General features: G+C 71.7%; 28 protein-coding genes. 14 read left to right on the top strand and 14 right to left on the bottom strand.

All coding sequences use genetic code 11. From position 1 onward, the window contains the following. Nucleotides 1–27: 27 nt before the first annotated feature. Nucleotides 28–396, top strand: a complete 369-nt coding sequence (locus ACQ0O7_RS32575; protein WP_430787806.1) for an STAS domain-containing protein — start codon at nucleotides 28–30, stop codon at nucleotides 394–396. Here ACQ0O7_RS32575 and ACQ0O7_RS32580 read toward each other — a convergent pair. Together ACQ0O7_RS32580 and ACQ0O7_RS32585 are read right to left on the bottom strand one after the other, a co-directional pair. Next, nucleotides 374–853, bottom strand: a complete 480-nt coding sequence (locus ACQ0O7_RS32580) for a DUF6346 domain-containing protein (protein ID WP_430787808.1) — start codon at nucleotides 851–853, stop codon at nucleotides 374–376. The two genes, ACQ0O7_RS32575 and ACQ0O7_RS32580, sit on opposite strands and share 23 nt — an antisense overlap. A 19-nt stretch (nucleotides 854–872) precedes the next feature. Next, nucleotides 873–2,066 carry a PQQ-binding-like beta-propeller repeat protein gene (locus tag ACQ0O7_RS32585; protein ID WP_430787810.1) on the bottom strand — a complete coding sequence of 398 codons (1,194 nt, stop codon included), beginning with the start codon at nucleotides 2,064–2,066 and terminating at the stop codon, nucleotides 873–875. 70 nt (nucleotides 2,067–2,136) lie between these two features. On the opposite strand from ACQ0O7_RS32585, the gene ACQ0O7_RS32590 reads away from it, so the two are divergent. Further along, a complete protein-coding gene (locus tag ACQ0O7_RS32590; RefSeq protein WP_430787812.1) occupies nucleotides 2,137–2,685 on the top strand; it encodes a GNAT family N-acetyltransferase in 549 nt (182 codons plus the stop codon). Between the two features lie 133 nt (nucleotides 2,686–2,818). On the opposite strand, the gene ACQ0O7_RS32595 is transcribed toward ACQ0O7_RS32590, so the two are convergent. Continuing rightward, nucleotides 2,819–3,622, bottom strand: a complete 804-nt coding sequence (locus tag ACQ0O7_RS32595) for an alpha/beta fold hydrolase (protein ID WP_430787814.1) — start codon at nucleotides 3,620–3,622, stop codon at nucleotides 2,819–2,821. Nucleotides 3,623–3,705: 83 nt separating this feature from the next. On the opposite strand from ACQ0O7_RS32595, the gene ACQ0O7_RS32600 reads away from it, so the two are divergent. Together ACQ0O7_RS32600 and ACQ0O7_RS32605 are read left to right on the top strand one after the other, a co-directional pair. After that, nucleotides 3,706–4,365: a TetR/AcrR family transcriptional regulator gene (locus ACQ0O7_RS32600; RefSeq protein ID WP_430787816.1), complete on the top strand. Its 660-nt coding sequence runs from the start codon at nucleotides 3,706–3,708 to the stop codon at nucleotides 4,363–4,365. A 10-nt stretch (nucleotides 4,366–4,375) separates the two neighbouring features. Then, nucleotides 4,376–4,594 (top strand): hypothetical protein, encoded by a 219-nt coding sequence (locus ACQ0O7_RS32605; RefSeq protein WP_430787818.1) that lies wholly within the window; start codon nucleotides 4,376–4,378, stop codon nucleotides 4,592–4,594. 20 nt (nucleotides 4,595–4,614) lie between these two features. On the opposite strand, the gene ACQ0O7_RS32610 is transcribed toward ACQ0O7_RS32605, so the two are convergent. Next, nucleotides 4,615–6,039, bottom strand: a complete 1,425-nt coding sequence (locus ACQ0O7_RS32610) for an NAD(P)/FAD-dependent oxidoreductase (RefSeq protein WP_430787820.1) — start codon at nucleotides 6,037–6,039, stop codon at nucleotides 4,615–4,617. A gap of 136 nt (nucleotides 6,040–6,175) precedes the next feature. On the opposite strand from ACQ0O7_RS32610, the gene ACQ0O7_RS32615 reads away from it, so the two are divergent. Then, a complete protein-coding gene (locus ACQ0O7_RS32615; RefSeq protein ID WP_430787822.1) occupies nucleotides 6,176–6,883 on the top strand; it encodes a TetR/AcrR family transcriptional regulator in 708 nt (235 codons plus the stop codon). Here ACQ0O7_RS32615 and ACQ0O7_RS32620 read toward each other — a convergent pair. The 4 genes from ACQ0O7_RS32620 to ACQ0O7_RS32635 all read right to left on the bottom strand — a co-directional run bounded on the left by ACQ0O7_RS32620 (nucleotide 6,853) and on the right by ACQ0O7_RS32635 (nucleotide 10,584). After that, nucleotides 6,853–7,629, bottom strand: coding sequence for an SAM-dependent methyltransferase (locus ACQ0O7_RS32620; protein WP_430787824.1), 777 nt, complete (start codon nucleotides 7,627–7,629; stop codon nucleotides 6,853–6,855). The genes ACQ0O7_RS32615 and ACQ0O7_RS32620 overlap by 31 nt on opposite strands. A 107-nt stretch (nucleotides 7,630–7,736) precedes the next feature. Then, a complete protein-coding gene (locus ACQ0O7_RS32625) occupies nucleotides 7,737–8,807 on the bottom strand; it encodes a PLP-dependent aminotransferase family protein (protein ID WP_430787826.1) in 1,071 nt (356 codons plus the stop codon). A 2-nt stretch (nucleotides 8,808–8,809) separates the two neighbouring features. Next, nucleotides 8,810–9,946, bottom strand: a complete 1,137-nt coding sequence (locus tag ACQ0O7_RS32630; RefSeq protein ID WP_430787828.1) for an acyl-CoA dehydrogenase family protein — start codon at nucleotides 9,944–9,946, stop codon at nucleotides 8,810–8,812. Then, entirely contained in the window at nucleotides 9,946–10,584 is a 639-nt protein-coding gene (locus ACQ0O7_RS32635) for a TetR/AcrR family transcriptional regulator (RefSeq protein ID WP_430787830.1), read from the bottom strand. The genes ACQ0O7_RS32630 and ACQ0O7_RS32635 overlap by 1 nt, the downstream gene beginning before the upstream one ends. Before the next feature lie 111 nt (nucleotides 10,585–10,695). Here ACQ0O7_RS32635 and ACQ0O7_RS32640 point away from each other — a divergent pair, with 111 nt between their 5' ends. From ACQ0O7_RS32640 to ACQ0O7_RS32655, 4 genes are read left to right on the top strand one after another with little or no spacing between them, the layout of a single operon-like run. Further along, nucleotides 10,696–14,214 (top strand): crotonase/enoyl-CoA hydratase family protein, encoded by a 3,519-nt coding sequence (locus tag ACQ0O7_RS32640; protein WP_430787832.1) that lies wholly within the window; start codon nucleotides 10,696–10,698, stop codon nucleotides 14,212–14,214. After that, nucleotides 14,214–15,827, top strand: coding sequence for an acyl-CoA synthetase (locus ACQ0O7_RS32645; protein ID WP_430787834.1), 1,614 nt, complete (start codon nucleotides 14,214–14,216; stop codon nucleotides 15,825–15,827). Before ACQ0O7_RS32640 ends, ACQ0O7_RS32645 begins: the two co-directional genes overlap by 1 nt. A gap of 15 nt (nucleotides 15,828–15,842) precedes the next feature. After that, the gene (locus ACQ0O7_RS32650; RefSeq protein WP_430787836.1) at nucleotides 15,843–17,777 is read left to right on the top strand and encodes a sensor histidine kinase; all 1,935 of its coding nucleotides are present in this window, start codon (nucleotides 15,843–15,845) and stop codon (nucleotides 17,775–17,777) included. Then, nucleotides 17,777–18,463 carry a response regulator gene (locus tag ACQ0O7_RS32655; RefSeq protein ID WP_430787870.1) on the top strand — a complete coding sequence of 229 codons (687 nt, stop codon included), beginning with the start codon at nucleotides 17,777–17,779 and terminating at the stop codon, nucleotides 18,461–18,463. Before ACQ0O7_RS32650 ends, ACQ0O7_RS32655 begins: the two co-directional genes overlap by 1 nt. Here ACQ0O7_RS32655 and ACQ0O7_RS32660 read toward each other — a convergent pair. Further along, nucleotides 18,405–18,782: a YccF domain-containing protein gene (locus ACQ0O7_RS32660; RefSeq protein ID WP_430787838.1), complete on the bottom strand. Its 378-nt coding sequence runs from the start codon at nucleotides 18,780–18,782 to the stop codon at nucleotides 18,405–18,407. The genes ACQ0O7_RS32655 and ACQ0O7_RS32660 overlap by 59 nt on opposite strands. A gap of 9 nt (nucleotides 18,783–18,791) precedes the next feature. Here ACQ0O7_RS32660 and ACQ0O7_RS32665 point away from each other — a divergent pair, with 9 nt between their 5' ends. Continuing rightward, a complete protein-coding gene (locus ACQ0O7_RS32665) occupies nucleotides 18,792–19,559 on the top strand; it encodes a LamG-like jellyroll fold domain-containing protein (protein WP_430787840.1) in 768 nt (255 codons plus the stop codon). Nucleotides 19,560–19,578: 19 nt separating this feature from the next. Here the strand turns inward: ACQ0O7_RS32665 and ACQ0O7_RS32670 are convergent, their stop codons facing one another. From ACQ0O7_RS32670 to ACQ0O7_RS32685, 4 genes are all read right to left on the bottom strand, one after another. Continuing rightward, nucleotides 19,579–20,199: a TetR/AcrR family transcriptional regulator gene (locus tag ACQ0O7_RS32670; protein WP_430787842.1), complete on the bottom strand. Its 621-nt coding sequence runs from the start codon at nucleotides 20,197–20,199 to the stop codon at nucleotides 19,579–19,581. A 110-nt stretch (nucleotides 20,200–20,309) separates the two neighbouring features. After that, nucleotides 20,310–20,537 (bottom strand): hypothetical protein, encoded by a 228-nt coding sequence (locus ACQ0O7_RS32675; protein ID WP_430787844.1) that lies wholly within the window; start codon nucleotides 20,535–20,537, stop codon nucleotides 20,310–20,312. 313 nt (nucleotides 20,538–20,850) lie between these two features. Then, the gene (locus tag ACQ0O7_RS32680; protein WP_430787845.1) at nucleotides 20,851–21,213 is read right to left on the bottom strand and encodes a hypothetical protein; all 363 of its coding nucleotides are present in this window, start codon (nucleotides 21,211–21,213) and stop codon (nucleotides 20,851–20,853) included. Beyond that, nucleotides 21,210–21,746 carry a hypothetical protein gene (locus tag ACQ0O7_RS32685; protein ID WP_430787846.1) on the bottom strand — a complete coding sequence of 179 codons (537 nt, stop codon included), beginning with the start codon at nucleotides 21,744–21,746 and terminating at the stop codon, nucleotides 21,210–21,212. Before ACQ0O7_RS32685 ends, ACQ0O7_RS32680 begins: the two co-directional genes overlap by 4 nt. A gap of 72 nt (nucleotides 21,747–21,818) precedes the next feature. On the opposite strand from ACQ0O7_RS32685, the gene ACQ0O7_RS32690 reads away from it, so the two are divergent. Then, on the top strand, nucleotides 21,819–22,349 hold the full coding sequence (locus ACQ0O7_RS32690; protein ID WP_430787848.1) for an HAD family acid phosphatase: 531 nt from the start codon (nucleotides 21,819–21,821) through the stop codon (nucleotides 22,347–22,349). Between the two features lie 21 nt (nucleotides 22,350–22,370). Then, nucleotides 22,371–23,549: an MFS transporter gene (locus tag ACQ0O7_RS32695; protein ID WP_430787850.1), complete on the top strand. Its 1,179-nt coding sequence runs from the start codon at nucleotides 22,371–22,373 to the stop codon at nucleotides 23,547–23,549. Nucleotides 23,550–23,787: 238 nt separating this feature from the next. Here ACQ0O7_RS32695 and ACQ0O7_RS32700 read toward each other — a convergent pair whose 3' ends face one another. Beyond that, a complete protein-coding gene (locus ACQ0O7_RS32700; protein WP_430787852.1) occupies nucleotides 23,788–24,099 on the bottom strand; it encodes a cold shock domain-containing protein in 312 nt (103 codons plus the stop codon). A 75-nt stretch (nucleotides 24,100–24,174) separates the two neighbouring features. Between ACQ0O7_RS32700 and ACQ0O7_RS32705 the strand changes: the two genes are divergently transcribed. Both ACQ0O7_RS32705 and ACQ0O7_RS32710 read left to right on the top strand, forming a co-directional pair. Next, complete coding sequence (locus tag ACQ0O7_RS32705) at nucleotides 24,175–24,723, top strand: hypothetical protein (protein ID WP_430787854.1); 549 nt, start codon at nucleotides 24,175–24,177, stop codon at nucleotides 24,721–24,723. A gap of 6 nt (nucleotides 24,724–24,729) precedes the next feature. Further along, a partial coding sequence (locus ACQ0O7_RS32710) for a hypothetical protein (protein WP_430787856.1) occupies nucleotides 24,730–24,929 on the top strand: 200 nt, incomplete at its 3' end.

A 24,929-nucleotide genomic window follows, 5' to 3' on the forward strand; every position in this document is an offset into this window, starting at 1 on the left:
ACACATGCGGCGGGTAAACCCCTAGGCATGGACCCGCACTATCAGATCGAGCGAACCACCCAACGGACCGGCTCGACCGTCCACCTGCGCCTGATCGGCGCCTTCGACCGCGACACCGACCGGGTGTTGCGGGCCGGCATGCGGGACGCCTTCGCCTCCGGCCGGCGCGGGCACCGCGTCGTCATCGACGTGCGGCAGGTCGAGTCCATCGGCAGCGAGAGCATCGACCTGCTGCTGGTCGGCTACACCCGGGCCGTCCGCGGCGGCCACGGTTACGAGATCGTCAACGCGCACGGGCACGTCCGCCAGGCCCTCGCCCTGACCGGCCTGGTCGAGCCGGACGCCCTCTACGCCCCCGCCTGGGCCGACGAGGTCATCGCAGAACATACAGTTTGAGCCGGACGAGCAGCAGCAGCGTCCCGAGACCGAGCAGCAGGCCACCGAGCCCGACGAAACCGAACTTGAGCAGCTCCAGCCCCGACGAATAGCCCACCTCGGGACGGGACACCCCGTAACCGATCCGGATCGTGTCGCCCGGCTTCTCCCCACGGAAGAAGCCGGGGTCGTCGACGAGCACCCGCTCCGACCCGTTGCGGTCCCACTCCACCCACAAGTAGCAGGCGTCGTAGAAGCCCACGCCGTCGAGAATGGTGAACGGCCCACGCCGCTCACACTTCTCGACGGTCCCGACACCCTTGACCGGCGACCCGGCGTAATCCGGCCCGGAATAGCGGCCGATCGTGGCGCCCGCGTTGAAGAGCAGCCAGCCCACCAGCGTGAGCACCAGAACGCTGCGCAGCGAGGCCCGGTCGTCCCGCTCCGACACCACCGACGACTCCAGGTTCGCGCTCATGGCTCCGCATCATGCCGCATCACGGCCCCTTCACCGCGCCGTCCCGTGGCCCGACGCCGACCAGGTCCGCGCCGTCCCGGTAGATCAGCCGGTCGTAGTCGGCGATCATCACCGGGGCCGGGCCGCTCCACCGGACCGTGCCGCGCAGCGGTACGTAGAGGACCAGGCCGGGGCCGGACCGCAACACCCACACACCGACCGGTGTGGCCTCGGCCCCCGGCCGCCCGTCCAACGGTGGCGGGACCTTCGCCGGAGTGCGGTCCACGCTGTCGATCGACCGGTAACCGACCCCGGGCGTCCAGCTGATCCGTTCCGGGCCGTCCTCGATCAGGCGCTCGTTCGCCTCCAGCGGCACGGTGCGGCCCACCCCGTCGAGAGGGCTCAGCGACTCCAGACCACCGGCCACCGGAATCTCCAGATTGCCGCCCGGATCATCACCCACCGACGGGACCGCCACGTCACAGTCGGTGGCGATCCGCCGGGTCCAGACGACCTTGCCGGACTCCACCCCGCGCAACGTGGCCACACAGTCGGGCTCGGCCGGCGGGGTCCACAGCACCTGCGGCCCCCGGACCGGGATCAGCCGGGTGACCCCGGACGGCTTCCGCATCGACCAGACGGTCTTCCCGTCATCCGTCTCGATCAGCAGGATCGTGCGGCTGCCGAGGAGGCGCACGCAGTAGCAGTATCGATCACCCGGCGACGGCACCACGGTGACCCGCTCGCCGATCCGCCGGGACCACCGGCGCGCACCGGACGGGAGCTCCCACGCGGTCAGCTCACAGCCCTTGCCGTCGCAGCCGGCGGTGACCGCCACGTCGTTCCCGGCACCCATCGCCGTGACCACCTGGCCCTCGAACTCCCGCTCCCACAACAGCAGGCCGTCGGTCAGGTCGATCACCCGGAACCGGTCGTCCCCGCGCACCAGCAGAATGCCCTCGGACACCGAGACCGACGACGCGGTGACCCGGAACCCGGCCGGCAGATCGTGCACCCACCGCACCCGCCCCGAATCGGCCGCCAGTGACACCAGCCGCCGCTGTTCGCCGAACAGGCCGAGGGCCGGCTCGGCGAAATCCCAGCCGATCACCGGCGACGGAATGCGCCAGCGCTCCACCAGCGGCCCGCCCTCCCCCAGATCGGCCGGGTCGGGACCGCCGAAACAGCCGGCGAGCAGCAACACCAGCAACGCGGCGAACACTCTGCGCACCATGAATCCAGGATGGACCCCGCGCACGACAATTTGCGTCGCGTGGGGGAGAGCGTTGTGTGATCGTTGGCTGATGCCGCAACCGATTCTGCGCACCGAGCGGATGATCATGCACCCGCTGGCCGACGAGCACCTGGAGCTGGAGGTCGCCCTGGACGCCGACCCCGAGGTGATGCGCTTCCTGGACGGCCGGGCCCGCACCCGCGAGGAGGTGGCCGGGTCGCACGCCGAACGGATGGCGGCGGCCCGGCGGGTGGGCGGGCTGGGTTACTGGATGGCGTTCGGGGCCGGCGGCGAGTTCATCGGGCTGATGATGCTGCCGCCGGCCGGCGAACCGGGCGAGGCCGAGCTCGGGTACCGGCTGCCGAGACACAACTGGCGCCGCGGGTTCGCCACCGAGGCGTCCCGGGAGCTGCTGCGGCACGCCTTCGAGACGGCCGGGCAGACCCGGGTGGTGGCGGAGACCATGACGGTCAACGCCGGCTCCCGAGGGGTGATGGCGAAGGCCGGTCTGCGGTACGTGCGCACCTACTTCCCCGACTACCCACCGATTCCCGGCTCGGATCAGGGCGAGGTGGTCTACGCCCTCACCCGAGAAGAGTGGTCCAAGACCGCGTGGTGACTTCCGGCGCGAATCGCGCCGGAAGTCACCACGCGGTGTGGGTTGGCCTTGACTGTGGTGACTTTTGGTGCGGATTGCGCCGGAAGTCACCACGCGGTGTGGGTTCGGCTCGGAATGCGCTGGACGGTGGCTCTCAGGGCTCGGCGAAGAACTCGATGAGCGGGTCGACGATCTGGCGGTTGGCCCGGTTCAGCGCGTCGTGGGCGCCGCGCGGGACCAGTAGCGTCCGCGCGTCGGGGAGCACTGACGCCAGGGCCTCGTTGATCTTCGGGTAGTAGTCCGGGCCGGAGGCGCCACAGGCCAGCAGCACCTTGGCGGTCACCCCGGCCCACCGGGACGCCGGGCCGGCGTGGGCGAAGACCGCGGCCGACTCGTCCAGGGTGAGCGGCAGCAGCTCACCCATCGTCCGGCCGATCGGGGTGCGCAGGAAGAGCCCGGTGATCCACGTCTGCACCGACAGCGGCAGCCGGGACACCGGTGTGTGCGTGTTGATGCCCGAGGTGACCAGGGCCAGGGCGCGGGCATCGTCGCCGGCCCGGAGCGCGTCCTTGGCGCCGGCCAGCCAGCCGGCCGGGAACAGGCCGTCGACGTGGACCGCCGGGTCGTACAGCGCGAGCCGCTCGATCGGCAGCTCGCGGGCCGCCTCCAGGGCGATGAAGCCGCCGGCGCTGTGCCCGATCACGTTGACCGTCCCGGTCGTGCGGAGCACCGCGGCCAGGTCGTCGATGTCCTCCCGGACGTCGTACGGCTCGGTGCGGGGTGGGGCGTCCGCCCGGCCCCGCCGGTTGTAGAGGTGGACGGTGAACCGCTCGGCCAGCGAGGCCGCGAGCCACCGGTAGGTGCCGATGTCGACGCCGCCGCCGTGCACGACCACGATCGGCGGGCCGCTGCCCCGGGTGTGCAACGGGATGGTGGCCCCGTCTCTCGCCTCGATCATCTCGTCTCCCTACGGGTCGGAACTGCGGGTCGGAACTGCGGGTGAAAAACTGCGAACGCTGTTCGCAGTTTACAGTAGTGCGGGTGACAGGCACACCCTCGATCTGGACCCGGCCCGAGCGCGGCAGCCGTGGACCGCAGGCCACCCACAGCCGGGACGAGATCGTGCGGGCCGCGATCACCCTCGCCGACACCGACGGGCTGGCCGCCGTCTCGATGCGCGCGGTCGCCGGGGCGCTCGGCACCGGCGCGGGCACCCTCTACCGGCACCTGTCGTCCCGCGACGACCTGCTCGACCTGATGGCCGACCAGGTGGTCGCCGAGCTGCGGCCCTACCCCGAACCCGGGCCGGACTGGACCGGGGCGCTGCTCGACCTGGCCCGTGCACAGCTCGAACTGAACCGGCGGCATCCGTGGCTGATGGACGCGCTGCCCCGGGACAGCGGGGCCGGGCCGGAAGCCCTCGCCTGGTTCGACCACTGCCTGCGGGTGCTGACCCCGGTGCCGGCCGACAGCGCCGCCAAGTTCGAGACGATCGGTGTGATGACCGGGGTGGTGTCCCTCTTCGCCCGCAACGAACGGTCCTCGCCACCACCGGTGCTCACCGGGCTGGACGTGACGGCGTACCCCCATCTGGTCGCCGCCATCGGCGAACCGGGAGCGCCCCGCCCGGATCTGCTCGAACGGATTCTGCGCGGTCTATTCGCCGCCCTGCTGACGAGCGACCCCGAAGCCGATCTCTAGGATCGGCGGCATGAGTGATGTAGCGGACGGGCCGGTCACCGCGGTGCGCGTGGAGTGGACCGGCGCGCGATACAAACTGCACCTGGTGCGGGGCAACAGTGGGATCACCGTGGTCGACGGCGGTGACCGGCCGGCCGAGGCGATGACCGCCCTGACCTCGCGCGGCCTGTCCCGGGAGGACGCGGAACACTGCGTGCGCGAGGTCGAGCCGGGCTTCCGGGCGGTCTGACCGGGTTCTCCCGGCCGGGGTCAGGAGTCGAACGAGAAACCGAACGCGTTGGCCGCTTTCAGGATGAAACCGTCGCGGCCACCGTTGCGGTCCGACCGGGCGATGGCACTGCGGATCACCTGGACCGCCGGGTAGAGCACCGGCTCCGGCGGCACCGGCAGCGGCTTGCGCTTCGCCATCTTCATCCTGGTCCGGACGGTGTCCCGGCCGTCCAGTAGGTCGATCATCACGGTCGCGCCGTAGCGGGTCGCGGCCACACCCAGACCGGTGAACCCGCTGCTGTACGCCACCTTCCCGCCCATCGCCCGGCCCTGGAACGCGGCCAGCTGTGTGCACATGTCGATCATGCCGCCCCAGGCGTGGCTGAACCGCACGTCGCCGAGCTGCGGGAAGGTCCGCATGAAGTGGTCGGCGAGCCGGGTGAACGTCTCCGGGTTCTGATCGTGCTCCGGCCGGATCCCGCCGCCCTTGTGGTAGACCACGTCGTAACCGCCCCAGAGGATCCGGTTGTCCGCGGTCTTGCGGTAGTAGTGGAACTGCCGGGACGAGTCGGAGATGCCGAAGTTCTTCCGCCACCCGATCTCGTCGATCTGGGCCTCGGTCAGCGGCTCGGTCATCAGCACGTAGTCGTAGACCGGCACGGTCAGCAGCCGGTTCCGTTTGAGCAGCGAGGGGAAGCCGTTGGTGGCCAGCGCGACCTTCCGGGCAGTGATGCTGCCGGCCCAGGTCGACGCCCGTACACACGAGGTCTGGTCCTTGATCTCGGTGACCGGGGTGTTCTCGAAGATCCGCACGCCCAGCCGCAGGCACGCCGCCTTCAGGCCCCAGGCCAGTTTCGCCGGGTGCACCACGGCGGCGCCCTCGTGCTGCATCAGCCCGGCCCGGAACAGCGGTGACCGGACCAGCGTGCCCAGCCGCTCACGGTCGTAGAACGTGGTGCCGGCGGTCGCCGCCGCGCGCAGCTCGCCGACCTGGTGCGGCTCGGTGGCCACCGCCAGCACGCCGTCCCGGGTGAACTCGGCGTCGATGCCGTGCCGGGCCAGGGTCGCCTCGAAGTCCGCGAAGTTCTCCGCCGCGAGGGCGTCCAGGACCGGCAGCTCGTCGGCGAAGTGGCGGCGCCCGTTCTCCGCGCCGTGGGTGAGGCTGGCCTCGACGAACCCGCCGTTGCGCCCGCTCGCCGCCCACGCGATCTCGTTGCCCTCGACCAGCACCACGTCACGCTTCGGGTCGGACTCCTTGGCGATCAGTGCCGTCCACAGTCCGCAGTAGCCCCCGCCGATCACCAGGAGGTCGGCCGTCGTCGAACCGGTCAGCGCGGGCTCCGGGGTGGGCCGTCCCGGGTCCTCGAGCCAGAAGGGGGTCCGCGCCGCGCCGGCCAGAGCGGCGCGCAGGCGTTTCTCGTCGGTGCGGATGGCCAGGTCATAAGCGGGGGGTGTGGCCGCCATGGTGAGTTCCTTCCAACTCTCACGAGACCGCCCGGGGTGAGCCGTCGGCGATCTCGTGCAACCGATCAAACCCTCCGCCGTACGCTTATGTCAATGCGTTGACATAAGCGGGACCTAAGCTGGGAGAGTGCCTGGAGTGGAACGTGTGCGCAGCGTGGGGGTCCGGCGGCGGAAGACCCGCACCGGTGTGGTGCTCACCGCCGACATGATCGTCGACACAGCGTTACGGCTCATCGAGGGGCCCGGCGGCGACAAGCTCAGCGTCCGCCGCCTCGGCGCCGAGTTGGGCGCCGACCCGACCGCCGTCTACCGCTACTTCCGCGACATGGACGCGCTGCTGCTCGCCCTCGCCGACCGGCTGATCGGCGACGCCCTCGCCGAGTTCACCCCCCGCGACCACTGGGCCGACTCGCTGCGCGACCTGGCCGCCGTGCTGCGCCGCTCGATGCGCCAGCACCCGCGGCTCGCCCACCTGCGGGCCATCCGGGTCACCGCCGGGCCGCACGAGATGCGCGTCGTCGACACCGGCATCGGCATCATGCTCAGCGCCGGGTTCGCGCCCGCCGACGCGGTCCGGCACTACCGCGACTTCGTCGACACGGTCCTCGCGGTGGCCGCCGTCGACGCCGCCGAACTCACCCCCGACCAGGAGGCGGCCGAACAGGAGGCCTGGTCACGGGTCTACACGTCGCTGCCCGCCGACGGCTACCCCAACGTGCACCTGGTCCGCGAGCATCTGCCGTCGATGTACAACTCGGCCTTCCCCGGCACCATCGACAAGCTGATCGAGGCGCTGATCCACGCCGCCCCCGGTCAGGCGCCGGAGAACCCGACCCCGGCGTAGGCGCCGAACCGCTCCGGATCCTCGACCGGGCCGTCCTCCGGCCGCCACCGCGGGATGTGCACCAGCCCCGGCTCCACCAGCGGGAACCCGTCGAACCACGAGGCGATCTCGGCATGCGGCCGGAGCACGATCCCGGTCCCGGTTCGCGCGGACAGCTTCTGCGCCTCGACCACCTCGGGCGGCTGCCCGTCCGCCGTCGCGTGCGAGATCAGCAGGTACGAGCCCGGCGCGGTGACCTCCCGCAGCGCCGCCACCAGCCCGGCCGGATCGTCCTCGTCCGGGATGAAATGCAGAACACCCGCGAAGAGTACGGCCACCGGTTGCCCGAAATCGATCAGCCCGTTCGCCCCGGCCAGGATCCGGTCGGTGTCCCGTGCGTCGGCCAGCACCACAGCGGTCCGGTCGTCGCCGGCCAGCAGCTCCCGGCTGTGCTCCACCGCCACCGGATCCACGTCGACGTAGACCACCGCCGACCCGGGCGCCTCGGCGCGGGCGATCTCGTGCACGTTCCCGGCAGTCGGGATGCCCGACCCGACATCCAGGAACTGCCGGATCCTCCGACCGGCCAGAAAACGCACTGCACGCTGCAGGAACGCCCGGTTGGCCCGCATCGTCGCCCCGATGTCCGGGGTCATCGCCTCCAGATGCCCGGCCAGCTCCCGATCCACCGCGAGATGGTGGGTGCCGCCGAGGAAGTAGTCGTAGACCCGTGCCGCGCTGGGCCGCTGCTCGCCGCTACCCGTCATGACACGTGTCTATCGCTTGTGGACTCCGGCGGCAACCGTCGAGGGTCGTCATGGCCGGTGGCAACCGTTGACGGTCGTCATGTCCGGCGGGCAACCGTTGACGGTCGTCATGGTCGGCGGGCCACCGTTTCGGTCAGGCGCTCGGCCGCCCGGCGGAGGTCGTCGGCGGGCAGATGCGAGAAGCTCAGCCGGATCCGGCTGGCGCCGGCCGAGCCGTCCGCCCAGAAACGGTGGCCCGGGACGAACGAGACACCCCGCTGCTCGGCCGCCGGCAACAGGCCGGATCCGGTCAAGCCGGCCGGCAGTGGCAGCCACACGAACCAGCCGCCGGCCGGCGACTCCACCCCGGCGAACCCCTCGCGGAGGGCGGTGACCAGGGCATCCCTTTGCGTACGGTAGACGTCCCGCACCCGGTCGACGTGCCGTCGATAGCCACCGCCGGCCCGGAAAACAGCCATGGTCACGGCCGCCGTGTGGTTGACCCCACCACCGCTGTGCACGTATCCGAGTGTGGTCAGACCCCGTACCACATCGGGTTGGGCGTTGATCCACCCCAACCGCAACCCCGGCGCCACCGTCTTGGCGAATGATCCCAATCGGACCACCGGTGCTCCGCCGGCCATCTCCCACAGGGACGGGGGAGCCGGGCCGTCGTAAGTCAGCTCCCGGTAGGTGTCGTCCTCGACGATCGTCACCCCCTCGGCCCGCGCGACCTCGATCAGCGCGCGGCGGTCCTCGAACGGGAGGCTCCGCCCGGTCGGGTTGCCGAACGTCGGGACCAGGTAGAGCAGCGGCACCCGGCGCCCGCCCCGCCGGAGATCCCGGACGAAACCGGCGAGCCCGGACGGCGGGATGTGGCGCAGGGTCCGGCCGCCGGTGGCGAGGATCGGAAACGCCAGGTGGTACGTGGGGGAGTCGACCAGGATCACATCGCCGGGCGCGGACAGCAGCTCCGTCAGCAGAGCCAGCCCGTGCGAGGCGCCCCCCGTCACGAAAGTCCGATCCGGATCACCGAGCGACTCCAGCAGCGGTGTCGGGCCGGCCGCCGCGCCATAGGTCAGCGCCCGCCAGTCCAGACCGGCCGACGCCGCCGCCCACTCCCGGACCGGCAGCAGATCCGGCCGGGGATGCCCCCACGACAGGTCGAGGATCCCCGGCCGGTGCTCGAACTGGATCACCGTTACTGGTATCCGAACATCTTCGCGGCCAGATCGGTCATGATCTCGCTGGCGCCGGCGCCGATACCCAGGATGCGGGAGTCCCGGTAGTTGCGCTCCACCTCGGACTCGCGCATGTAGCCCATCCCGCCGTGCAGCTGAACCGCCTCGTCGACCACAAACTTGCAGGCGTCCACCGCGGCGTTCTTGGCCAGGCAGACCTCGCCGATCATGCCCTCCCCGGCCGCGTGCCGCTCGGCCACCCAGCGGGTGTACTGCCGGGCCACGTCGATCCGCTGCTTCATCTGCACCAGCTTGTGCCGGACCACCTGACGGCTGATCAGCGGACGGCCGAACGTCTCCCGGGTGCGGGCGTACACCAGGGTCAGATCCAGACTGCGCTGCGCCACCGAATAGGCGTGCACGGCCGCGATGATCCGCTCCGCGACGAACGCCTGACCGATCAGGGCGAAACCGAAGTTCTCCGGGCCGACCAGGTTCGCCGCGGGCACCCGGCAGTCGTCGAAGTGCAGCTCGGCGGTATCCGAACAGAGCCAGCCCATCTTGTCCAGCTTGCGGGAGACGGAGAACCCGGGAGTCCCCTTCTCGATCACCAGCATGCTGATGCCGGAAGCGCCCGGCCCACCGGTCCGGACCGCGGTGGTGACGAAATCGGCGCGCAGACCCGAGGTGATGAACATCTTCGCGCCGTTCACCACGTACACGTTGCCGTCCCGGACCGCCGTCGTCCGGATCGAACCCACATCCGAACCGGCATCCGGCTCGGTGATGCCCAGCGCGCCGATCATCTCCCCGGCCAGCGTCGGCCGGACGAACCGGTCGATCAGCGAACCGTCACCGGACGAGACGATGTGCGGCAGCGCGATCCCGTGCGTGAAGAGCGAGGCGTGCGCCCCCGACGAGCCGCCGGCCTCCAGGAACGCCTCGGTCGCCACCACCGTGTCGACACTGTCGCCGCCGTCGCCACCGTGCTCCTCGGCGAAGCCGATCCCGTACAGCCCGGCCTTGGCCAGCCGGGCGTGCACCTCGCGGGGGATCTCACCGGCCCGCTCCCAATCGGCCAGGTGCGGGTGGATCTCCCGTCCGACGAACTGTTTCATCGAGGCGGCGAGGGCCAGACGTTCCGGGGTGCCGTACATCAACTCTCCTTTGAGCGGGTGCGTTCGACGAGGGTGGACGGATCGCGGTGGCCCAGCAGGATCGCGGCCGCTCGTTTCCAGCGGCGCAGCAGCAGCTCACGGTGACCCAGGTCGCCGCTCACTATGCCGGTCATGGCGAGTCCGGTCAGGACCTCGTAGCTGAACTCGACGACCGTCGGCACCCGGGGATCGCCGGGTGAACTCTCGCTGAGCAGGGCGCGGGCCCGGTCGTGCAGGACCGCGAAGATCTCCTTCTCCACCGGGCGCAGCGCGTCGCGGACCTCGGTGTCGGTGCGGGCGGCGTTCCACAACTCCAGCGCGGCCCAGAACAGCGGGGACGAGAAATGCCGCCAGATGATGTCGATCAGCGCGTCCAGCCGGTCGGTCTCCGGCGGGATCGCGGCCAGTTCGGCGGTCAGCGCGCCGATCCGCCGGCCGGCCACCCAGTGCACCGCGCCGACCAGCAGATCCGCCTTGGTCGGGAAGTGGTGCAGGAGGGTGCCGCGGGGCACGTCCGCCCGGGCCAGCACCTCGGCGGTGGTGGTCTCCGCGTAGCCGCGCTCGACCAGGCACTGCACCGTGGCCTCCAGGATCCGGGCCCGGGTGGCCTCACTGCGCTGTGCCTGTGTTCGTCTCACCGATTTACCGTACGACTTGACGGTTACTGCCGTCCATCCAGCCGATCATCAGCTCTTGCCGTGACCCACGTCACCCCTTTACCGTCAGGCCAGACTGTTAGGGGAGCGTCGATGCCATCTCGTTCCGCCCAGCTGCGCGCCGCGCTGGCCGTCACACGCGCCGCCGTCGGCACGATGCTGAGCCGGCGCCGGCCCGAACCACCACCCGCCGACATCGCACCGCCCCGGCGGCTCGCCCATCCGTGCGCTGTGACGGTACCGGTGAACGCCACCGCGGATCAGGTGTTCGAGGTACTCGCCGACCCGGCCCGGATGCCGGACTGGCTGCTCCAGCACGCCGGCTGGATCGGCGGCCGGCCCGGCGACCTCACCGACGGCGTGCGGTTCCGGCAGCGGATCAAGCTGATGGGGGTGCCGAGCGAGGTCCGCTGGACAGTCGTCGGCCGGATCGAGGGCCGGGCGATCTTCCTGGAGGGCGCCGCCCCGATGGGCATCACGGTGGGCCTGTTCCTGTCGGTGACCCCGGCGGAGCCGGCCGGCGCGCGGGCGGGTGCGGTCGTGCGGTTCGACGGTGGCGTCGAGGGCGGTTCGACGGACGGCCCGCTGGGCCCGATGCTGGCCCGCAACCTCGCCGACGCGATGCGGCGCTCCCTGACAGAACTGGGCTCGGTAGCCCGGCAGCACGCGGGCCCCGGTAGCGGAGCACACCAAAACCCGGCACACGACACGGTACGCGCCGACTCCCGGCGCGACCCGGACCACGGTGCGGCACGGGGTTGGGGGCGTGGTGAGTTCGGGCGTGATTCGGACCGGAGTGTGGCACGGGGTTGGGGGCGTGGTGAGTTCGGGCGCGACCCGGACCGGAGTGCGGCACGGGGTTCGGATCGTGGTGAGTTCGGGCGTGATTCGGACCGGAGTGCGGCACGGGGTTCGGATCGTGGTGAGTTCGGGCGTGATTCGGACCGGAGTGCGGCACGCGGGGATGGGTGGGTCGGGGCCGAGCCGGGGAGGGTGGGCCGGGCGGAGTCCGCGCGGGGCCGGGTGGAGTCCGCGCGGGGCCGGGTGGGGTTCGGGTTGGACGGGGCCAAGCCTGCTCCTGTCCGGTGGGAGCGGACCGGGGTGGAGATCGATGCCTGGACGCCGGTGATCGTCGGAGCCGGTCAGGAGATCGAACGTTCTGTCGACGTGAACGGCGGGGATCCGGTCTCCCTGGCGGTGCGGGCATTGCGGTCTGCCGCGGAGGACGCGGGGGTGGCCGGGATCCTGGCCCAGGCTGATCTCGCCGGGTATGTGGCAAGCGTTTCGTGGCAGTACCAGGACGGGGCCGCGCTGCTCGCCGAAGCGGTCGGGGCGAATCCCCGGCAGACCGTGCAGACCACGATCTTCGGTGGGGACGGCTCACTTCGGCTGCTCAACGATGTGGCCGCCGAGATCGCCGCGGGCCGGGCCTCGATCGCCCTGGTCGGCGGAGCGGAAGCCGCGGCGACGGCGGCCGCGGCCGAGCGCGCCGAGCGGCAGGCCCGGCCGGAGCAAGGACAGCGGGAGGCGCCGGAGACGCGGCAGGTCCCCGAGAACGGACCCAGGGCCGAGCGGGGTTTCCGGGGCAGGCTGTGGACCGGGCGGGGCGTTGAAGGTCGGGCGGGGACCGGGCGGGGCGTTGAAGGTCGGGCGAGGACCGGGCGGGGCGTTGAAGGCGGGGCGAGGACCGGGCGGGGCGTTGAAGGCGGGGCGAGGACCGGGGCTGGGCTGGACTGGCCGGTGCGGGGGGAGGGGACTGAGCCGACGCGTACCGTCGGGGACGACTCGCCGGCCAACAACGACCCGGAGACCGCCGCCGGCCTGGTGGCGCCGATTCTTCTGTATGCGCTGATCGAGTCGGCCGTGCGCGGCCGCCTCGGTCTCGCGCCCGCCGAGCACCTGGACCGGATCAGCAGGCTGTGGTCGGGGTTCTCGGAGATCGCCGCCGGTAACCCGCACGCCTGGCGGCCCGGGGCGCGCACCCCGGAGGATCTGGCCACACCGTCCGCGTCGAACCGGATGATCGCCGCGCCCTATCCGAAGCTGCTCACCGCCGACCTCCAGGTCAACCAGGGCACCGGGATCATCGTGTGCAGTGCGGCGGCGGCGACCGAGGCGGGCGTTCCACAGGACCGCTGGGTGTTCGTGCACGCGGGGGCGCACGCGAACGACGAATGGTTCGTCACCGAGCGCGCCGATCTGGCCTCGTCGCCGGCGATCCGGGCGGTGGGCGAGGCGGTGCTCGGGCACGCGGGGGTGACGATCGGCGAGGTCGGGCACGTCGACCTGTACGCGTGTTTCCCGTCGGCGGTGCAGATCGCGGCGCACGAGCTGGGTCTGCCGGTGGACGATCCGGCCCGGCTCACCGTCACCGGTGGGCTGACGTTCGCGGGCGGGCCGGGCAACAACTACGCCAGTCACGCGATCGCCAACCTGGTGCCGAGGCTGCGGGCCGACCAAGAGTCGTTCGGGCTGGCGACGGCGGTGGGCTGGTACCTGACGAAGCACGCGGCGACGGTTCTGTCCGCCCGGCCGCCGCGCCGGGACTTCCGGGACATCGATGCCGGTCCGCGTCTGCCGAGGCCGCCGGCCCGCCGGGCGCGGAGTGAGTGGCACGGCCCGGCGGTGCTGGAGGCCTACACGATCCCGTACGAGCGGGACGGTGGCCCGACTCCGGCGATGATCACCGCACTGACCCCGAGCGGCGACCGCATCGTACTGAAATTGCCTGAATTTTCGGAAATGTCGCAACTGCTCGCGGAATCCGACCCGATCGGCTGGCGACTACAGATCGACGGCAATACCTTCACCATCACCGACACCACACCCGTCGACCTTCCCCCACCACCCGAACCACCACTGCTCATCGCATGGCACGGCCCGGTCACCGTCATCACACTCAACCGCCCCGAGGTCCGCAACGCCATCGATCTGCACACCGCGAAAGCCCTGGAGAAGGCCCTCGACGACTTCGAAGCCGACGACGCGGCCCGGGTGGCGGTGCTGACCGGATCGGACACCGTCTTCAGCTCCGGCATGGACCTGAAAGCGGCGGCCCGCGGCGAGTACCCGGTCACCGAGGGCCGCGGCCTGCTCGGCATCACCGCCCGGCCACCGGCCAAGCCGCTGATCGCCGCGGTCGAGGGCGCCGCCCTGGCCGGCGGGTGCGAGCTGGCCCTGAGCGCCGATCTGATCGTCGCCGCGGAGGACGCCGCGTTCGGCATCCCCGAGGTGAAGCGCGGCCTGGTCGCCGCGGCCGGTGGGGTGCTGCGGTTCGCGCAGAACCTGCCCCGGAGCACCGCCCTGGAGCTGGCCCTGACCGGCGAGCCGATGCCGGCCCGGCGGCTGCACGAACTGGGCCTGATCAACCGTGTCACGTCGCCGGGCAAGGCCCTGAGCACCGCGCTGGAGCTGGCCCACGACATCGCCGCGAACGCGCCCCTGGCAGTCCTGCTCTCGAAACGCATCGTCGACGAACACCGCGACTGGGGCGCCGCGGAGGCCTTCGACCATCTCTCCGACATCGCCGGCCGGGTGATCGGCTCCGCGGACGCCCGGGAGGGCATCCGCGCGTTCGCCGAGAACCGCGCCCCCCAATGGAAGGGCCGCTAGTGAGCACCCTCGAGAATCTGCACGCTGTCCTGCGCATGCATCAGATCGGCATCGTCAACCTGCTCCGGCCGGACCGTCTGCTGAAGGCCGCCGGCAACAACGCCCGGCTCGGCCCGCAGGCGGCGCTGACCGAGAAGGCCGCCACCGAGAACCCGAACCTGCCGGCGCTGACCGACGAGCGGGGTACGTGGACGTACCGTCAATTCTTCGAGAAGAGCAACGCGCTCGCCCACGCGCTGCGCAAAGTGGAGCTGCCGCCGAAGTCGGTGATCGGGGTGCTGGCCCGGGACCACCGCGGCCTGGCGTGCGCCATCACCGGCACCGCGCGGGCCGGGTTGCGCCTGGCGATGCTGAACACCGGGCTGGCCGCCTCCCAGCTGGCCGAGGTGATCAAGCGGGAGAATGTCCGGTTCCTGATGTACGACAGCGAGTTCGCCGACGTGGTGAGCGCCGTGCCGGACGACATCCCGCGTTACCTGAGCTGGGAGGACGACGGCTACGTGCGGCCGCCGGGGCTGCTCACCGTGGAGGAGCTGACGGCCGCCGAGCCGACGACCGTGCCGCTGCCGCTGCCGGAGAAGCCGGGCGGTTTCATCATCCTCACCAGCGGGACCACCGGCCTGCCCAAGGGCGCGCCCCGGACCAAGGTGTCGCCGCTGGCCAGCGCCCTGATCGCGGACCGGATCGACTTCCCCCGGCAGGGCGCGGCGGTGATCGCGTCGCCGTTGTTCCACAGCACCGGGTTCGGCGCGTGGACGGTCGGGTTGTCGCTGGCCAACCATGCGGTGCTGCTGCGCCGGCTGAGTGCCGAGGCGGTGCTCGCCGCGATCGCCGAGCACCGGGCGCACATGCTGGTCACCGTGCCGACGATGCTGAACCGGATGCTGGCGCTGGGCCCGGACGTCATCGGCAAGTACGACACCTCGTCGCTGAAGACGGTCTTCCTGGCCGGGTCGGCGCTGGCCCCGGAGTTGAGCAACCGGTTCCAGGACGTGTTCGGCGACGTGCTCTACAACGTGTACGGCTCGACCGAGGTCGCCGTCGCGTCGGTCGCGAAACCCGCCGAACTCCGCCGATCGCCGGGCACGGTGGGGCGGCCCCCGGTCACCGTGCATGTGGCGCTGTACGACTCCGATGATCGGAAGGTCACCACGGCCGGGGCGAAGGGCCGGATCTTCGTCCGTACCGGCATCCCGTTCGAGGGTTACACCGACGGCCGGCACAAGCAGGTCATCGACGGCTACATGGCCACCGGCGACCAGGGGCACTTCGACGCGGACGGCCTGCTCTACATCGACGGCCGCGACGACGACATGATCATCTCGGGTGGCGAGAACGTCTACCCGCAGGAGGTGGAGAACCTGCTCGCCGAACGCGACGACGTGATGGACGCGGCGGTGATCGGGGTGGACGACGCCGACTTCGGCACCCGGCTGCGGGCCTTCATCGTGCCGTCCGAGGACTCGGCCCGGGACCCGGCGGAGATCCGCGAGTTCGTCCGCGCCAACCTGGCCCGCTACAAGGTGCCGCGGGACGTGGTCTTCCTCGACGAGCTGCCGCGCAACCCGACCGGCAAACTGATCAGGCGGGAACTCCCCACCGGGCCGCTGTAGCTACCATCTGGGCCCATGGCCCGATGGACGCTTCCCCTCCTGCTGGTGCTGGGGCAGCTCCTGTACTGGCCGGGCATGCTGCTGATGCGCGGCGACCCCGTTCCGGTGCTGCCCGCGACCGGGGTCGCCGTCGCCAGCCTGATCATGGGCGCCGGGCTGCTGATCCGCCGGGAACGCCCGGTGCCGGCCCTGGCCGTGGTGATCGCCGGCGGGGTGCTCGGCCTGGTGACCGCGCCCGCCGAGCAGCAGTGGCTGGTCGAGCACGACGCGATGCTGATCATCTGGTTCGCCGACATGGTCGCCCTGTTCAGCGTCGCGGTGCACACCCCGGCCCGGACCACCTGGTACGCCCTGGCCGTGGTGATCGCCTGGGAGTCGGTACTCACCGGATGCCAGGAGGGCGTGGACACCGCTCTGCCCCTGTCGATCCTGCTGACCGGTGTGATCTGCGGGGTGGTGGCCGCGTTCGGCCGGCGCCGGGCCCGGTGGAACGCCGCCCGCACCGACGCGGCCCGCCGCCTGGCCGCCGCCCAGCGGGCCGAACGGGAGGCCGCCGACGACGAGCGCCGCCGCCTGGCCCGGGAGCTGCACGACGTCACCGCCCACCACCTGACCTCGATCGTGGTCAACTCGTCGGCCGCCGAGATGCTCGGTGACCAACGGCCCGATCTGAGATCCGAGGCGCTGGACTTCGCCGCCCGGACCGGCCGGGAGACCCTGGACGCCCTGCACCGCCTGGTCGCGATCATGCCGGCCGCGGCCACCACCGGCGACCAGCCGGCCCTGGCCGACCTGACCGAGGGCTTCAGAGCGCTCGGTCAGCGGATCACCCTGGACCTGCCGGACGGGGAACCGGCCCCGGAGCTCGCCCCGGTCGTCTACGGCATCGCCCGGGAGGCACTCACCAACACCCTGCGGTACGCCTCCGGCGGCGAGGTGCTGGTCCGCTGGTCCGGCGGCGAGCTGACCGTCGAGGACGACGGCGGGGGAGCCGGGCTGACGACGGCCGGGCTGGGCGGCGGCCGCGGTGTCGACGGCATGCGGGAACGGGCCGCGTCGGTCGGCGGGACCTGTGACGCGGGTCCCCGGGACGGTGGCGGCTGGCGGGTCCGGGCCGTGCTGGCGGGCGGCGGCGGGACCGATCGTCACGCGTACCGCAAGGGTCCTCTGATGATCGACGCCCTCCTGGTGGCGATCGTGATCCTGGCGCAGTCGCTCGGCCTCGGGCTCGCCGTGGGCGAAGGTCTGACCCCGGCCGTCGCGGTGCCGGCGCTGATCGGCTACATCGTGCACGCGCTGCCGCTGTTCTTCCGCCGCCGGGCGCCGTGGGGGGTGTTCGCGGCGACCGTGCTGACCGGCCTGCTCTTCCCGCTGCTGGTGGTCACGGGTGCGGTGCCGTCCGGGTTGGGCTATGTGTTCGTGTTCGGGTGCGCCGCCGAGTTGGCCGCCGTCCACACCGTCGCGGCCCGTGCCGCCGGGCCCGCGGTGACCTGGCTGAGCATCCCGGCCGCCGGGGTGCCCTGGGGCCTGACCATGGCGCTGCTGCTGGGCGCGGACACGGCCGGCGACCCGGAGATGGCGGCCGAGGGGCCGATGCTGGTGCACGGCATGGTCGTCGTGCTGACCCCGGTGCTGGCCGTCGTCCTGGCGGTGCCGGCCGTGATCTGCTGGAGTGTGGGCCACTCGGCCCGGCGCCGTCGCGACCGACGGCACGCCCAGGAGGAGGGTGGGGTCGCGCTGGCCCTGGAACAGGCCGCCTTCCGGGCCATGCTGGAACGGCACCGGATCGCCGCCGGACTGCACGAGGCGGTCCTCCGGCACGCCGCCGACGTGCCCGGCGCGGCCGAACGCGGCGACATCAGCGGGGTGCTCGCCGCCGCGCGCAAGGCGCTGACCGCGATGCGGTCACTACTCGACCGGGAGGTGTCGAAATCAGCGTCATCCGAGTGATGGTCGTCGACGACCAGGTGATGGTCCGGGCCGGGCTGGCCGCGATCGTCGGCTCCCAGCCGGACATCGAGGTGGTCGGCGAGGCCGGTGACGGGGCGGCCGCCGTCACCCTCGCCGAGCAGGTGAGACCGGACGTCATCCTGATGGACGTGCGGATGCCCGGCGTCGACGGCCTGACCGCCACCGCCCGGCTCACCGCCATGCCCGACCCGCCCCGGGTGCTCGTGCTGACCACGTTCCACCAGGACGCCTACGTCTTCCAGGCGCTGCGGGCCGGGGCGTCCGGGTTCCTGCTCAAGGATGCCGAACCGGCCGACCTGGTGACCGCGGTCCGGACCGTCGCGGCCGGCGACGCCATGCTCGGCCCGCAGGTGACCAGGCGGCTGATCGACGCGTTCGCCACCGGGACCCTCTCGGTCGCCGAGGCCGGCCACCGGCTCGACGCGCTCACCCCACGGGAACGTGACGTGCTCGTCGCCATCGCCCAGGGGCTGTCCAACGCCGAGATCGGCGCCGCTCTCGGCATCGGCGTGGGCACGGTGAAAGCACACGTCAACGCCCTGCTCGGCAAGATCGGGGCGCGGGACCGGGTGCAGGCGACCATCGTCGCCTACGACACCGGGCTGGTCAGTCCAGGTCCACGATCTCCCGGCCCAGAGGCCAGAACGCCACCGGGACGAGCTTGAAGTTCGCGATCCCGAACGGGATCCCGATGATCGTCACGCACTGGGCCACCCCGGCGACGATGTGGGTCAGGGCCAGCCACCAGCCGAACAGCACCACCCACAGGATGTTCGCCAGGCCCGAGCCGACACCCACACCCGGCTTGGGCACCACGGTCCGGCCGAACGGCCACAGCGAGTAGACGGCCAGCCGCATCGACGCCACCCCGAACGGGATCGTGACGACCAGAAGGAAACAGATCAGAGCCGCCACACCGTAGCCGATGGCCAGGACGAAGCCGCTGCCGAAGATGAACCACAGAACATTGAGGATCAGGCGCACTCCTCAAGGATGACCGGTACCCGCCACCCGTACGCCGCCGGGCCGTTGACCCCGGATGTGCCGTCCCTGCGCCGCGTCGCCGCCACCGCCCTGTCCGCAGTCCTGCTCGCCATCACCGCCGGATCGCCCATCGCGGTGGCTCCCACCTGGGAATACCTGGCCCACTACGGGTTCGGCGACGACCATCCGTGGCAGGACTCGTCCGGCCGGGGCCACCACCTGACACCCGTCGGAGCACCCGCGCGGCACATCACACGTGGTGCCGGTCACGCCGTCGGTTTCCCCGCCCCGTGCACCGGCGGGCACTGCCCCCGCCTGATCCTCAGCACCCCCGGCACCCCCGCGCTCAACCCCGGGACACGGCCGTTCGGCTACGGCGCCACCATCCGGCTCGCGGCCACCGACACCACCGATGGCCAGAACATCGTGCAGAAAGGCTTCTCCGCCGAAGGCAGCCAGTACAAACTCCAGATCGACGGCTATGCCGGGCACCCCAGTTGTGTCCTGCGCGGCACCGCCGGACCCACCATCCACAAGGCGGTCGCCGACGTCACCGTCGCCGACGGCCGCTGGCACCGCCTCGAATGCCGTCGCGCGCCGCGCACCCTGACCATGCTGGTGGACGGCGTCGCCCGCACCGTCCTGCCGATCCCGCCGGCGCTGCGCGTCGACAACGCGATGCCGCTGATCATCGGCGGGAAGAGCACGAATCCCGGAAACGATCAATTCCATGGAGAGACAGACGACATTTTCGTACGGGTACCGACAGCACCGTGACCACCACGCCAGGCAGGCCTCACACCGGACCGCCCGGCGGCCGCCGGGCCGAATGCGGTGGTCCCGGCGTCATCAGCATCGCCTCGACCATGTCACGCAGCGGGGCGAACAGGTCGTCCGCAGTCGCCGACCCCAGCGGATCCATGTCCGATTTGGCCCGCAGCAGAGCCACCCCCGCGGCGGCCGCGATCATCATCTGCGCCCGCAGCAGCGTGTCATCGCCGCTTCCGTCACAGGCGGCGGCCAGCCGTTCGCTGTAGGACCGCAGCAGCCCGAGCCGGACCCGCTCGGCGGTCTCGTCACCGGAGGAACGCAGCAGCAGCACCAGGTTGTGCGGTATCCCGTCGGCACACGGCCGGGCGATCTCCCGGGCGATGATCTCCGAGGTCCGCTGTGCCGGGGCGTCCGCGGTCGCCCGCCGGAACTCGTCGGCGCTGCTGGCCAGGCAGGCCTCGAACAGCCCCTCCTTGGACCGGAAGTATCTGCTGATCAGCGCGACGTTGACCCCCGCGTCGTCGGCGATGTGCCGGACGGTGGTGGCGGCGTAGCCGTCCCGGGTGAACCGCCGGACCGCCGCCTCCAGAAGCAGCCGCCGGGTCGCCTCGGCATCCCGGCGCCGTGCGGTCTGCTCAGTGCTCACCGGCGCCTCCAGCTGTGTCGTGCCAGCTTATCCGGCGTGTCGACACCAGGTAAACAGCCGTTGACCGGCCCGGGGTGGTGAGCCCACGCCCGGCTCCTGACCACCGCGGATCAGGGCTTCTGATAGATCCCGTGGCGACCGATCCGCCGCCACCGGACCGCCGTCTCCCCGTCGATCGGGGTGAACTCGAATGTGGCCCGCCCGTCCGGCCCCGAGAACGACCAGGTCATCTCCCAGATCCCGCGGGAGTCGACCATCGGCTTGGCGCGGAGGTTTACGGGCCAGGGCCGGCCGGGGTCGGCTATGTACGTCTCGCACGCCGCGTTGAACGCGGGCATGAGCGAGTGGAACATATGCCGGTGGTCGACGGGCGTGGACTTCCAGTCGGCCACGAACTCGTCGGTCCTGCTGAACTTCCGCCCTTCTGCCAGTCCTCGGCCCAGAACCACGCCTGGCTCGCGGGAACCGCGATGGCCGGGCGAAGCTCGAGGACTCCGTCGCTGCGCTCGGTGATCTCGACCTGAGAACCGGGCCGGTCCAGGCCGTAACGCTTGCGCAGCGCCGGCGCCGGTAGGGGTCTCCTCCATGGGGACGAGTACGCGCCCATCGCCGCATTGCGGCAAAGCAGCATTGCGGCGATACCGCAGAGGGTCAGGAGGCGGGGCCGGTCATGGCGATGATCAGGCCGGTCAGGAAGCCGATCACGGTGAGGGCGTAGCCGGCGGCCAGCAAGGGCATCCGGAACGGGCGGCCGATCACCGTGCCGGCCATGCCCAGCACCGCGGCCAGGGCGGCCGCCCCGGCCGGGACGTAGAGCGCCAGGTTCTCGCCGAGGCCGGTGCAGAGCAGGCCGGTGTCGTGGGACGAGCAGAGGGTGCTGCTCATCGCGAAATAGATCGACGACAGGGCGGTCAGGCCGGCCAGCAGGAGCAGGCCGGCCAGCATCACCACCGAGCCGGCGATCTGTCCGGGGGTGCCGTAGCGGGTCACGGCCACGGGCGGTTGAGGTGTCACGCGAAGTCACGGTACTTGAGCTTGGCCCGGCGCCCGTCAGGGTGATGCCACACGATGCCCTCGAACGACGGGTGCGCGAGCAGCCAGGTGCGGAGCCCGTCGAGGTCGCGGGGCACGTCGAGACGGTCGGCGTCGGCGTGCCGGACCAGCTGGTGGCCGCGGACCCCCTCGGGATTGCCGTTGATCTTCTCGCCGATCAGCTCGTAGGTGCCCGGCGCCGGTGCGGCCCCGGTGACCGCCTCGGTGTGGTAGCGCGCGTAGGAGGACTGCGCGATCGGCTCCCACCCGACGGTCTTGCCGGTGTTGTCGTCGGTCATCACCGGCCGGTAGCCGGGTGGGCGGGTCCGGCCGGGCCGCACCTCGCGCCGCGCCCACCACACGCCGTCGTCGTCGAGGAGCACGCAGGTGCCGTCGTATTTGCGGGTCGCGACCCCCTCGCCGTCGAGCACCCACTGACAGGCCGGGTTCGCCTCGGGCAGCACCCGCTTGCGGTCCTCGGGGTCACGCTGGAAGAGCGTGGGAATCTTCTCCATGAACGTCATCTTCGCAGCGAGACAAAACGGATTTCAGCCGCTGTTCATTTACGAACATCGATAATATGCGGCATGCAGACCCTCGCCGTCCTGGTGACCACCGCCGTCGCCGCAGCCGCACCGGCCCTCCCGTCCTACGACACCTGGCTCGCCGACGTCACCACCGTCACCGACCGGGCCGCCACCTACCTCGACGACCGGCTGCCGGCCACCGGGATCCGGGCCGCGATCGTGCTGGACATCGACAACACGGCGCTGCAGAGCCGGTACAAGCCGTACGACGCCACGCCCGGTGTCCTCGCCCTCGCCCGCCAGGCACGCGCCGACGGCGCGGCGGTCTTCTTCGTCACCGCCCGCCCGGAGATCATCGAGTCGGCCACCGAGGTCAACCTGCGGATCGTCGGCTACCGCTGGACCGACATCTACACCCGGCCCACCTTCGACTTCTCCGACAACCAGACCCTGAAGACCAACGCCCGCATCGACATCGAACGCCGCGGCTACACGATCGTCGCCAACGTCGGCAACAGCGCCACCGACCTGGGCGGCGGGCACGCCGAGCGCACCTTCAAACTGCCCGACTACGACGGGCAGCTCGACTGACGCGTCGTATAGCGTTCGCGGGTGACCGCGCCCGCAGACCAGACGCTCCGACAGCTCGGCCCGACGATCTACCTGCCGGCCGCGGTCTGGTCCACCGGTCTCGGCGCGGTCGCCCCGGTGCTGGTCCTGACCGCGACCGGGCTGGGCGCGTCCCCGGCGACGGCCGCCGTCGTCGCCGGGATGCTCGGCCTCGGCCAGATCAGCGGCTCCCTGCCGGCCGGGATGCTGATCTCCCGGGTCGGCGAGCGCACCACCATGACCGCGGCCTCGGTCCTGGCCGCACCCGCCCTGATCGGCTGCATGCTGGCACCGAACGTGCTGCTCCTCGGCCTGGCGGTGGCCCTGCTCGGGGTGTGCGGGTCGGCGTGGATGCTGGCCCGGCTCGCCTACATGACCGAGGCGGTCCGGCCGGAACTGCGCGCCCGCGCCATGTCCACACTCGGCGGCGTCAACCGGATCGGCACGTTCACCGGCCCGTTCCTGGGTGCCGGGGCGATGCACCTGGCCGGTCTGGACGGGGCCTACCTGGTGGCGATCGCCGGGGTGGGGCTGGCCACGCTGATCCTGTTCCGGCTGCCCCGGGTGCCGCAGGACCGGTCGGTTCCGGCCGGCGCCGAACGTCCCGGCCTGTGGGCGGTGATCCGCGCCCACCAGCGCACCCTGCGAACGCTGGGCCTGGCGGTGCTGCTGGTCGGCGCGCTGCGGGCGTCCCGGCAGACGATCCTGCCGCTGTGGGGCGTCGCACTGGACCTGGATCCGGCCACCATCGGGCTGATCTACGGCGTCTCCGGTGGCATCGACATGCTGCTGTTCTATCCGGCCGGAAAGCTGATGGACGTCTACGGGCGGCGGGCCGCGGCCGTACCGGCGATGGCTCTTCTGGGTCTGGCCCACCTGCTGCTTCCGCTGGCCGGCGGGCCGATCGGGCTGACCGCGGTCGCCGTGCTGATGGGCGTCGGCAACGGTCTCAGCGCCGGACTGGTGATGACTCTCGGCGCCGACGCGTCACCGAAGGCGGGCCGGGCGGAGTTCCTCGGCGCCTGGCGTCTCTGCTCCGACCTGGGCGTGGGCAGCGGTCCGCTGCTGATCGGCGCGGTGACGGCGGCGTCCACGCTGACCATCGCGGCACTCACCGTGGGCGGCGCGGGATTACTGTGTGCGACGCTTCTGCGGAAATGGATTCCGGTACGGGCTACGTAGCCTCCCGTGGCAGTCCCCGCGAGGCCGGCGGGACACCGGACCGTCCGGCGACCGCCGGGCCGAATGCGGTGGTCCCGGCCCGCACTCGTTCACCGGGACCAGGGCTTCGTGCCGGCCGGGCCGCACACCACCCGGTGCCCGCGGGCCCGCCCGGCAGCCGTCCAGAACACTCCCGCGCTCCGGGCCTGCCGGGCCGCCGTCATCGGTCGCCTATACCGGTCGCCGTCACCGATCGCCGTCACCGATCGCCGTCCGGCTCGTCGAAAGTGAGCGTCAACGTGCTCCGGTAGGCGCCGCTGCCGCCGGACGCCCTGGTCACCGGCTCGGCGCCCCACGGCCAGAACCGGACCGCGCGAAACGGCCAGCCGTCCTGCCCCGGGGCCTCCCACTCCAGGGCCACCACGTCACCCGGCTCGAACGACACATAACCGGACATCGCCGCACCGCCGAAGAACGCCCAGCACCCGCCCGGAGTCGCCGGCGAGTCGATCACGCCCCAGCCCTCGTCGGCGTTCCAGAGGCGGACCACACCCCGTACCCGATCAGTCATCGGCTCTTCATACCCGGCCCGGCCGTACCGCCGAAATCGGTTTTGCCGTGGCCCGGTCTTCGGCACACTGGCGCGATGCCCGCCGATCTCGTGACCCGGTTCCTGGCCGCGCCCGTGATGCCCGCCCCCGACCCGTGGCGCCCGTCACAACGTCCGATGATCAGCACCGGTGGCCTGCTCGGGGTGGGGTTCGCGCCGCATCCGGAGACCGGCCGTGACCTGCTGCTGGTGGCCTCGCACAACGGCCTGGGCCTGATCGACCCGGTCACCGGCGACCGGCTGGCCCGCGACGACGACGGCATGGCCGGCTGGCCGGACCGGAGCGATCTGAGCTGCCCCGGGATCGGGCCGATCACCGGCACCCGGGTCCGGATGGCCGGCCTGCTCGGCGGCGGCCTGAACCGGACCGCCCGCAGCGGCTGGACGGTGCGGGTGGTCAGTCCGGCGTGGCCGGCCGAACGCGTCCTGCTGACCGCCGATGACAACCCGTGGACCGGCGACGCGTGGTGGCACATCTTCCACGCCGACGTCACCGAGTTGCGGGCCGCCGGCTTCTCCCCGTCCGGCTCCACCCTGATCGTCGCCACCACCAGCGACGTCACCCTGTGGACCCGCCCGGATTGAGCCGCCGTGGTTTCCGCCGCCGTGGTTTCCGCCGCCGTGGTTTCCGCCGTCATTGTTTCCGCCGCGCCGGCCGGTCTCGCTGGAGAACTCCCGGCGTCCCGGGGCTCCCGTTCGTGTGCCGATTTGCGGCTCGAATCGAGCCGCAAATCGGCACACGGTCTGACCTCGGCCACGCGCCGCGCCACGCGCCGCGCCACGCGCCGCGC

This window comes from Actinoplanes sp. G11-F43, assembly GCF_050589265.1.
Taxonomy (GTDB): Bacteria; Actinomycetota; Actinomycetes; order Mycobacteriales; family Micromonosporaceae; genus Actinoplanes.

Excerpts from the sequence above, each read along its gene's own strand:
- ACQ0O7_RS32575 (WP_430787806.1), top strand. The coding sequence starts at position 28 with ATGGACCCGCACTATCAGATCGAGCGAACCACCCAACGGACCGGCTCG.
- ACQ0O7_RS32580 (WP_430787808.1), bottom strand. The coding sequence starts at position 853 with ATGAGCGCGAACCTGGAGTCGTCGGTGGTGTCGGAGCGGGACGACCGG.
- ACQ0O7_RS32585 (WP_430787810.1), bottom strand. The coding sequence starts at position 2,066 with ATGGTGCGCAGAGTGTTCGCCGCGTTGCTGGTGTTGCTGCTCGCCGGC.
- ACQ0O7_RS32590 (WP_430787812.1), top strand. The coding sequence starts at position 2,137 with ATGCCGCAACCGATTCTGCGCACCGAGCGGATGATCATGCACCCGCTG.
- ACQ0O7_RS32595 (WP_430787814.1), bottom strand. The coding sequence starts at position 3,622 with ATGATCGAGGCGAGAGACGGGGCCACCATCCCGTTGCACACCCGGGGC.
- ACQ0O7_RS32605 (WP_430787818.1), top strand. The coding sequence starts at position 4,376 with ATGAGTGATGTAGCGGACGGGCCGGTCACCGCGGTGCGCGTGGAGTGG.
- ACQ0O7_RS32610 (WP_430787820.1), bottom strand. The coding sequence starts at position 6,039 with ATGGCGGCCACACCCCCCGCTTATGACCTGGCCATCCGCACCGACGAG.
- ACQ0O7_RS32620 (WP_430787824.1), bottom strand. The coding sequence starts at position 7,629 with ATGACGGGTAGCGGCGAGCAGCGGCCCAGCGCGGCACGGGTCTACGAC.
- ACQ0O7_RS32630 (WP_430787828.1), bottom strand. The coding sequence starts at position 9,946 with ATGTACGGCACCCCGGAACGTCTGGCCCTCGCCGCCTCGATGAAACAG.
- ACQ0O7_RS32640 (WP_430787832.1), top strand. The coding sequence starts at position 10,696 with ATGCCATCTCGTTCCGCCCAGCTGCGCGCCGCGCTGGCCGTCACACGC.
- ACQ0O7_RS32650 (WP_430787836.1), top strand. The coding sequence starts at position 15,843 with ATGGCCCGATGGACGCTTCCCCTCCTGCTGGTGCTGGGGCAGCTCCTG.
- ACQ0O7_RS32655 (WP_430787870.1), top strand. The coding sequence starts at position 17,777 with ATGGTCGTCGACGACCAGGTGATGGTCCGGGCCGGGCTGGCCGCGATC.
- ACQ0O7_RS32665 (WP_430787840.1), top strand. The coding sequence starts at position 18,792 with ATGACCGGTACCCGCCACCCGTACGCCGCCGGGCCGTTGACCCCGGAT.
- ACQ0O7_RS32675 (WP_430787844.1), bottom strand. The coding sequence starts at position 20,537 with ATGCCCGCGTTCAACGCGGCGTGCGAGACGTACATAGCCGACCCCGGC.
- ACQ0O7_RS32685 (WP_430787846.1), bottom strand. The coding sequence starts at position 21,746 with ATGGAGAAGATTCCCACGCTCTTCCAGCGTGACCCCGAGGACCGCAAG.
- ACQ0O7_RS32690 (WP_430787848.1), top strand. The coding sequence starts at position 21,819 with ATGCAGACCCTCGCCGTCCTGGTGACCACCGCCGTCGCCGCAGCCGCA.
- ACQ0O7_RS32700 (WP_430787852.1), bottom strand. The coding sequence starts at position 24,099 with ATGACTGATCGGGTACGGGGTGTGGTCCGCCTCTGGAACGCCGACGAG.
- ACQ0O7_RS32705 (WP_430787854.1), top strand. The coding sequence starts at position 24,175 with ATGCCCGCCGATCTCGTGACCCGGTTCCTGGCCGCGCCCGTGATGCCC.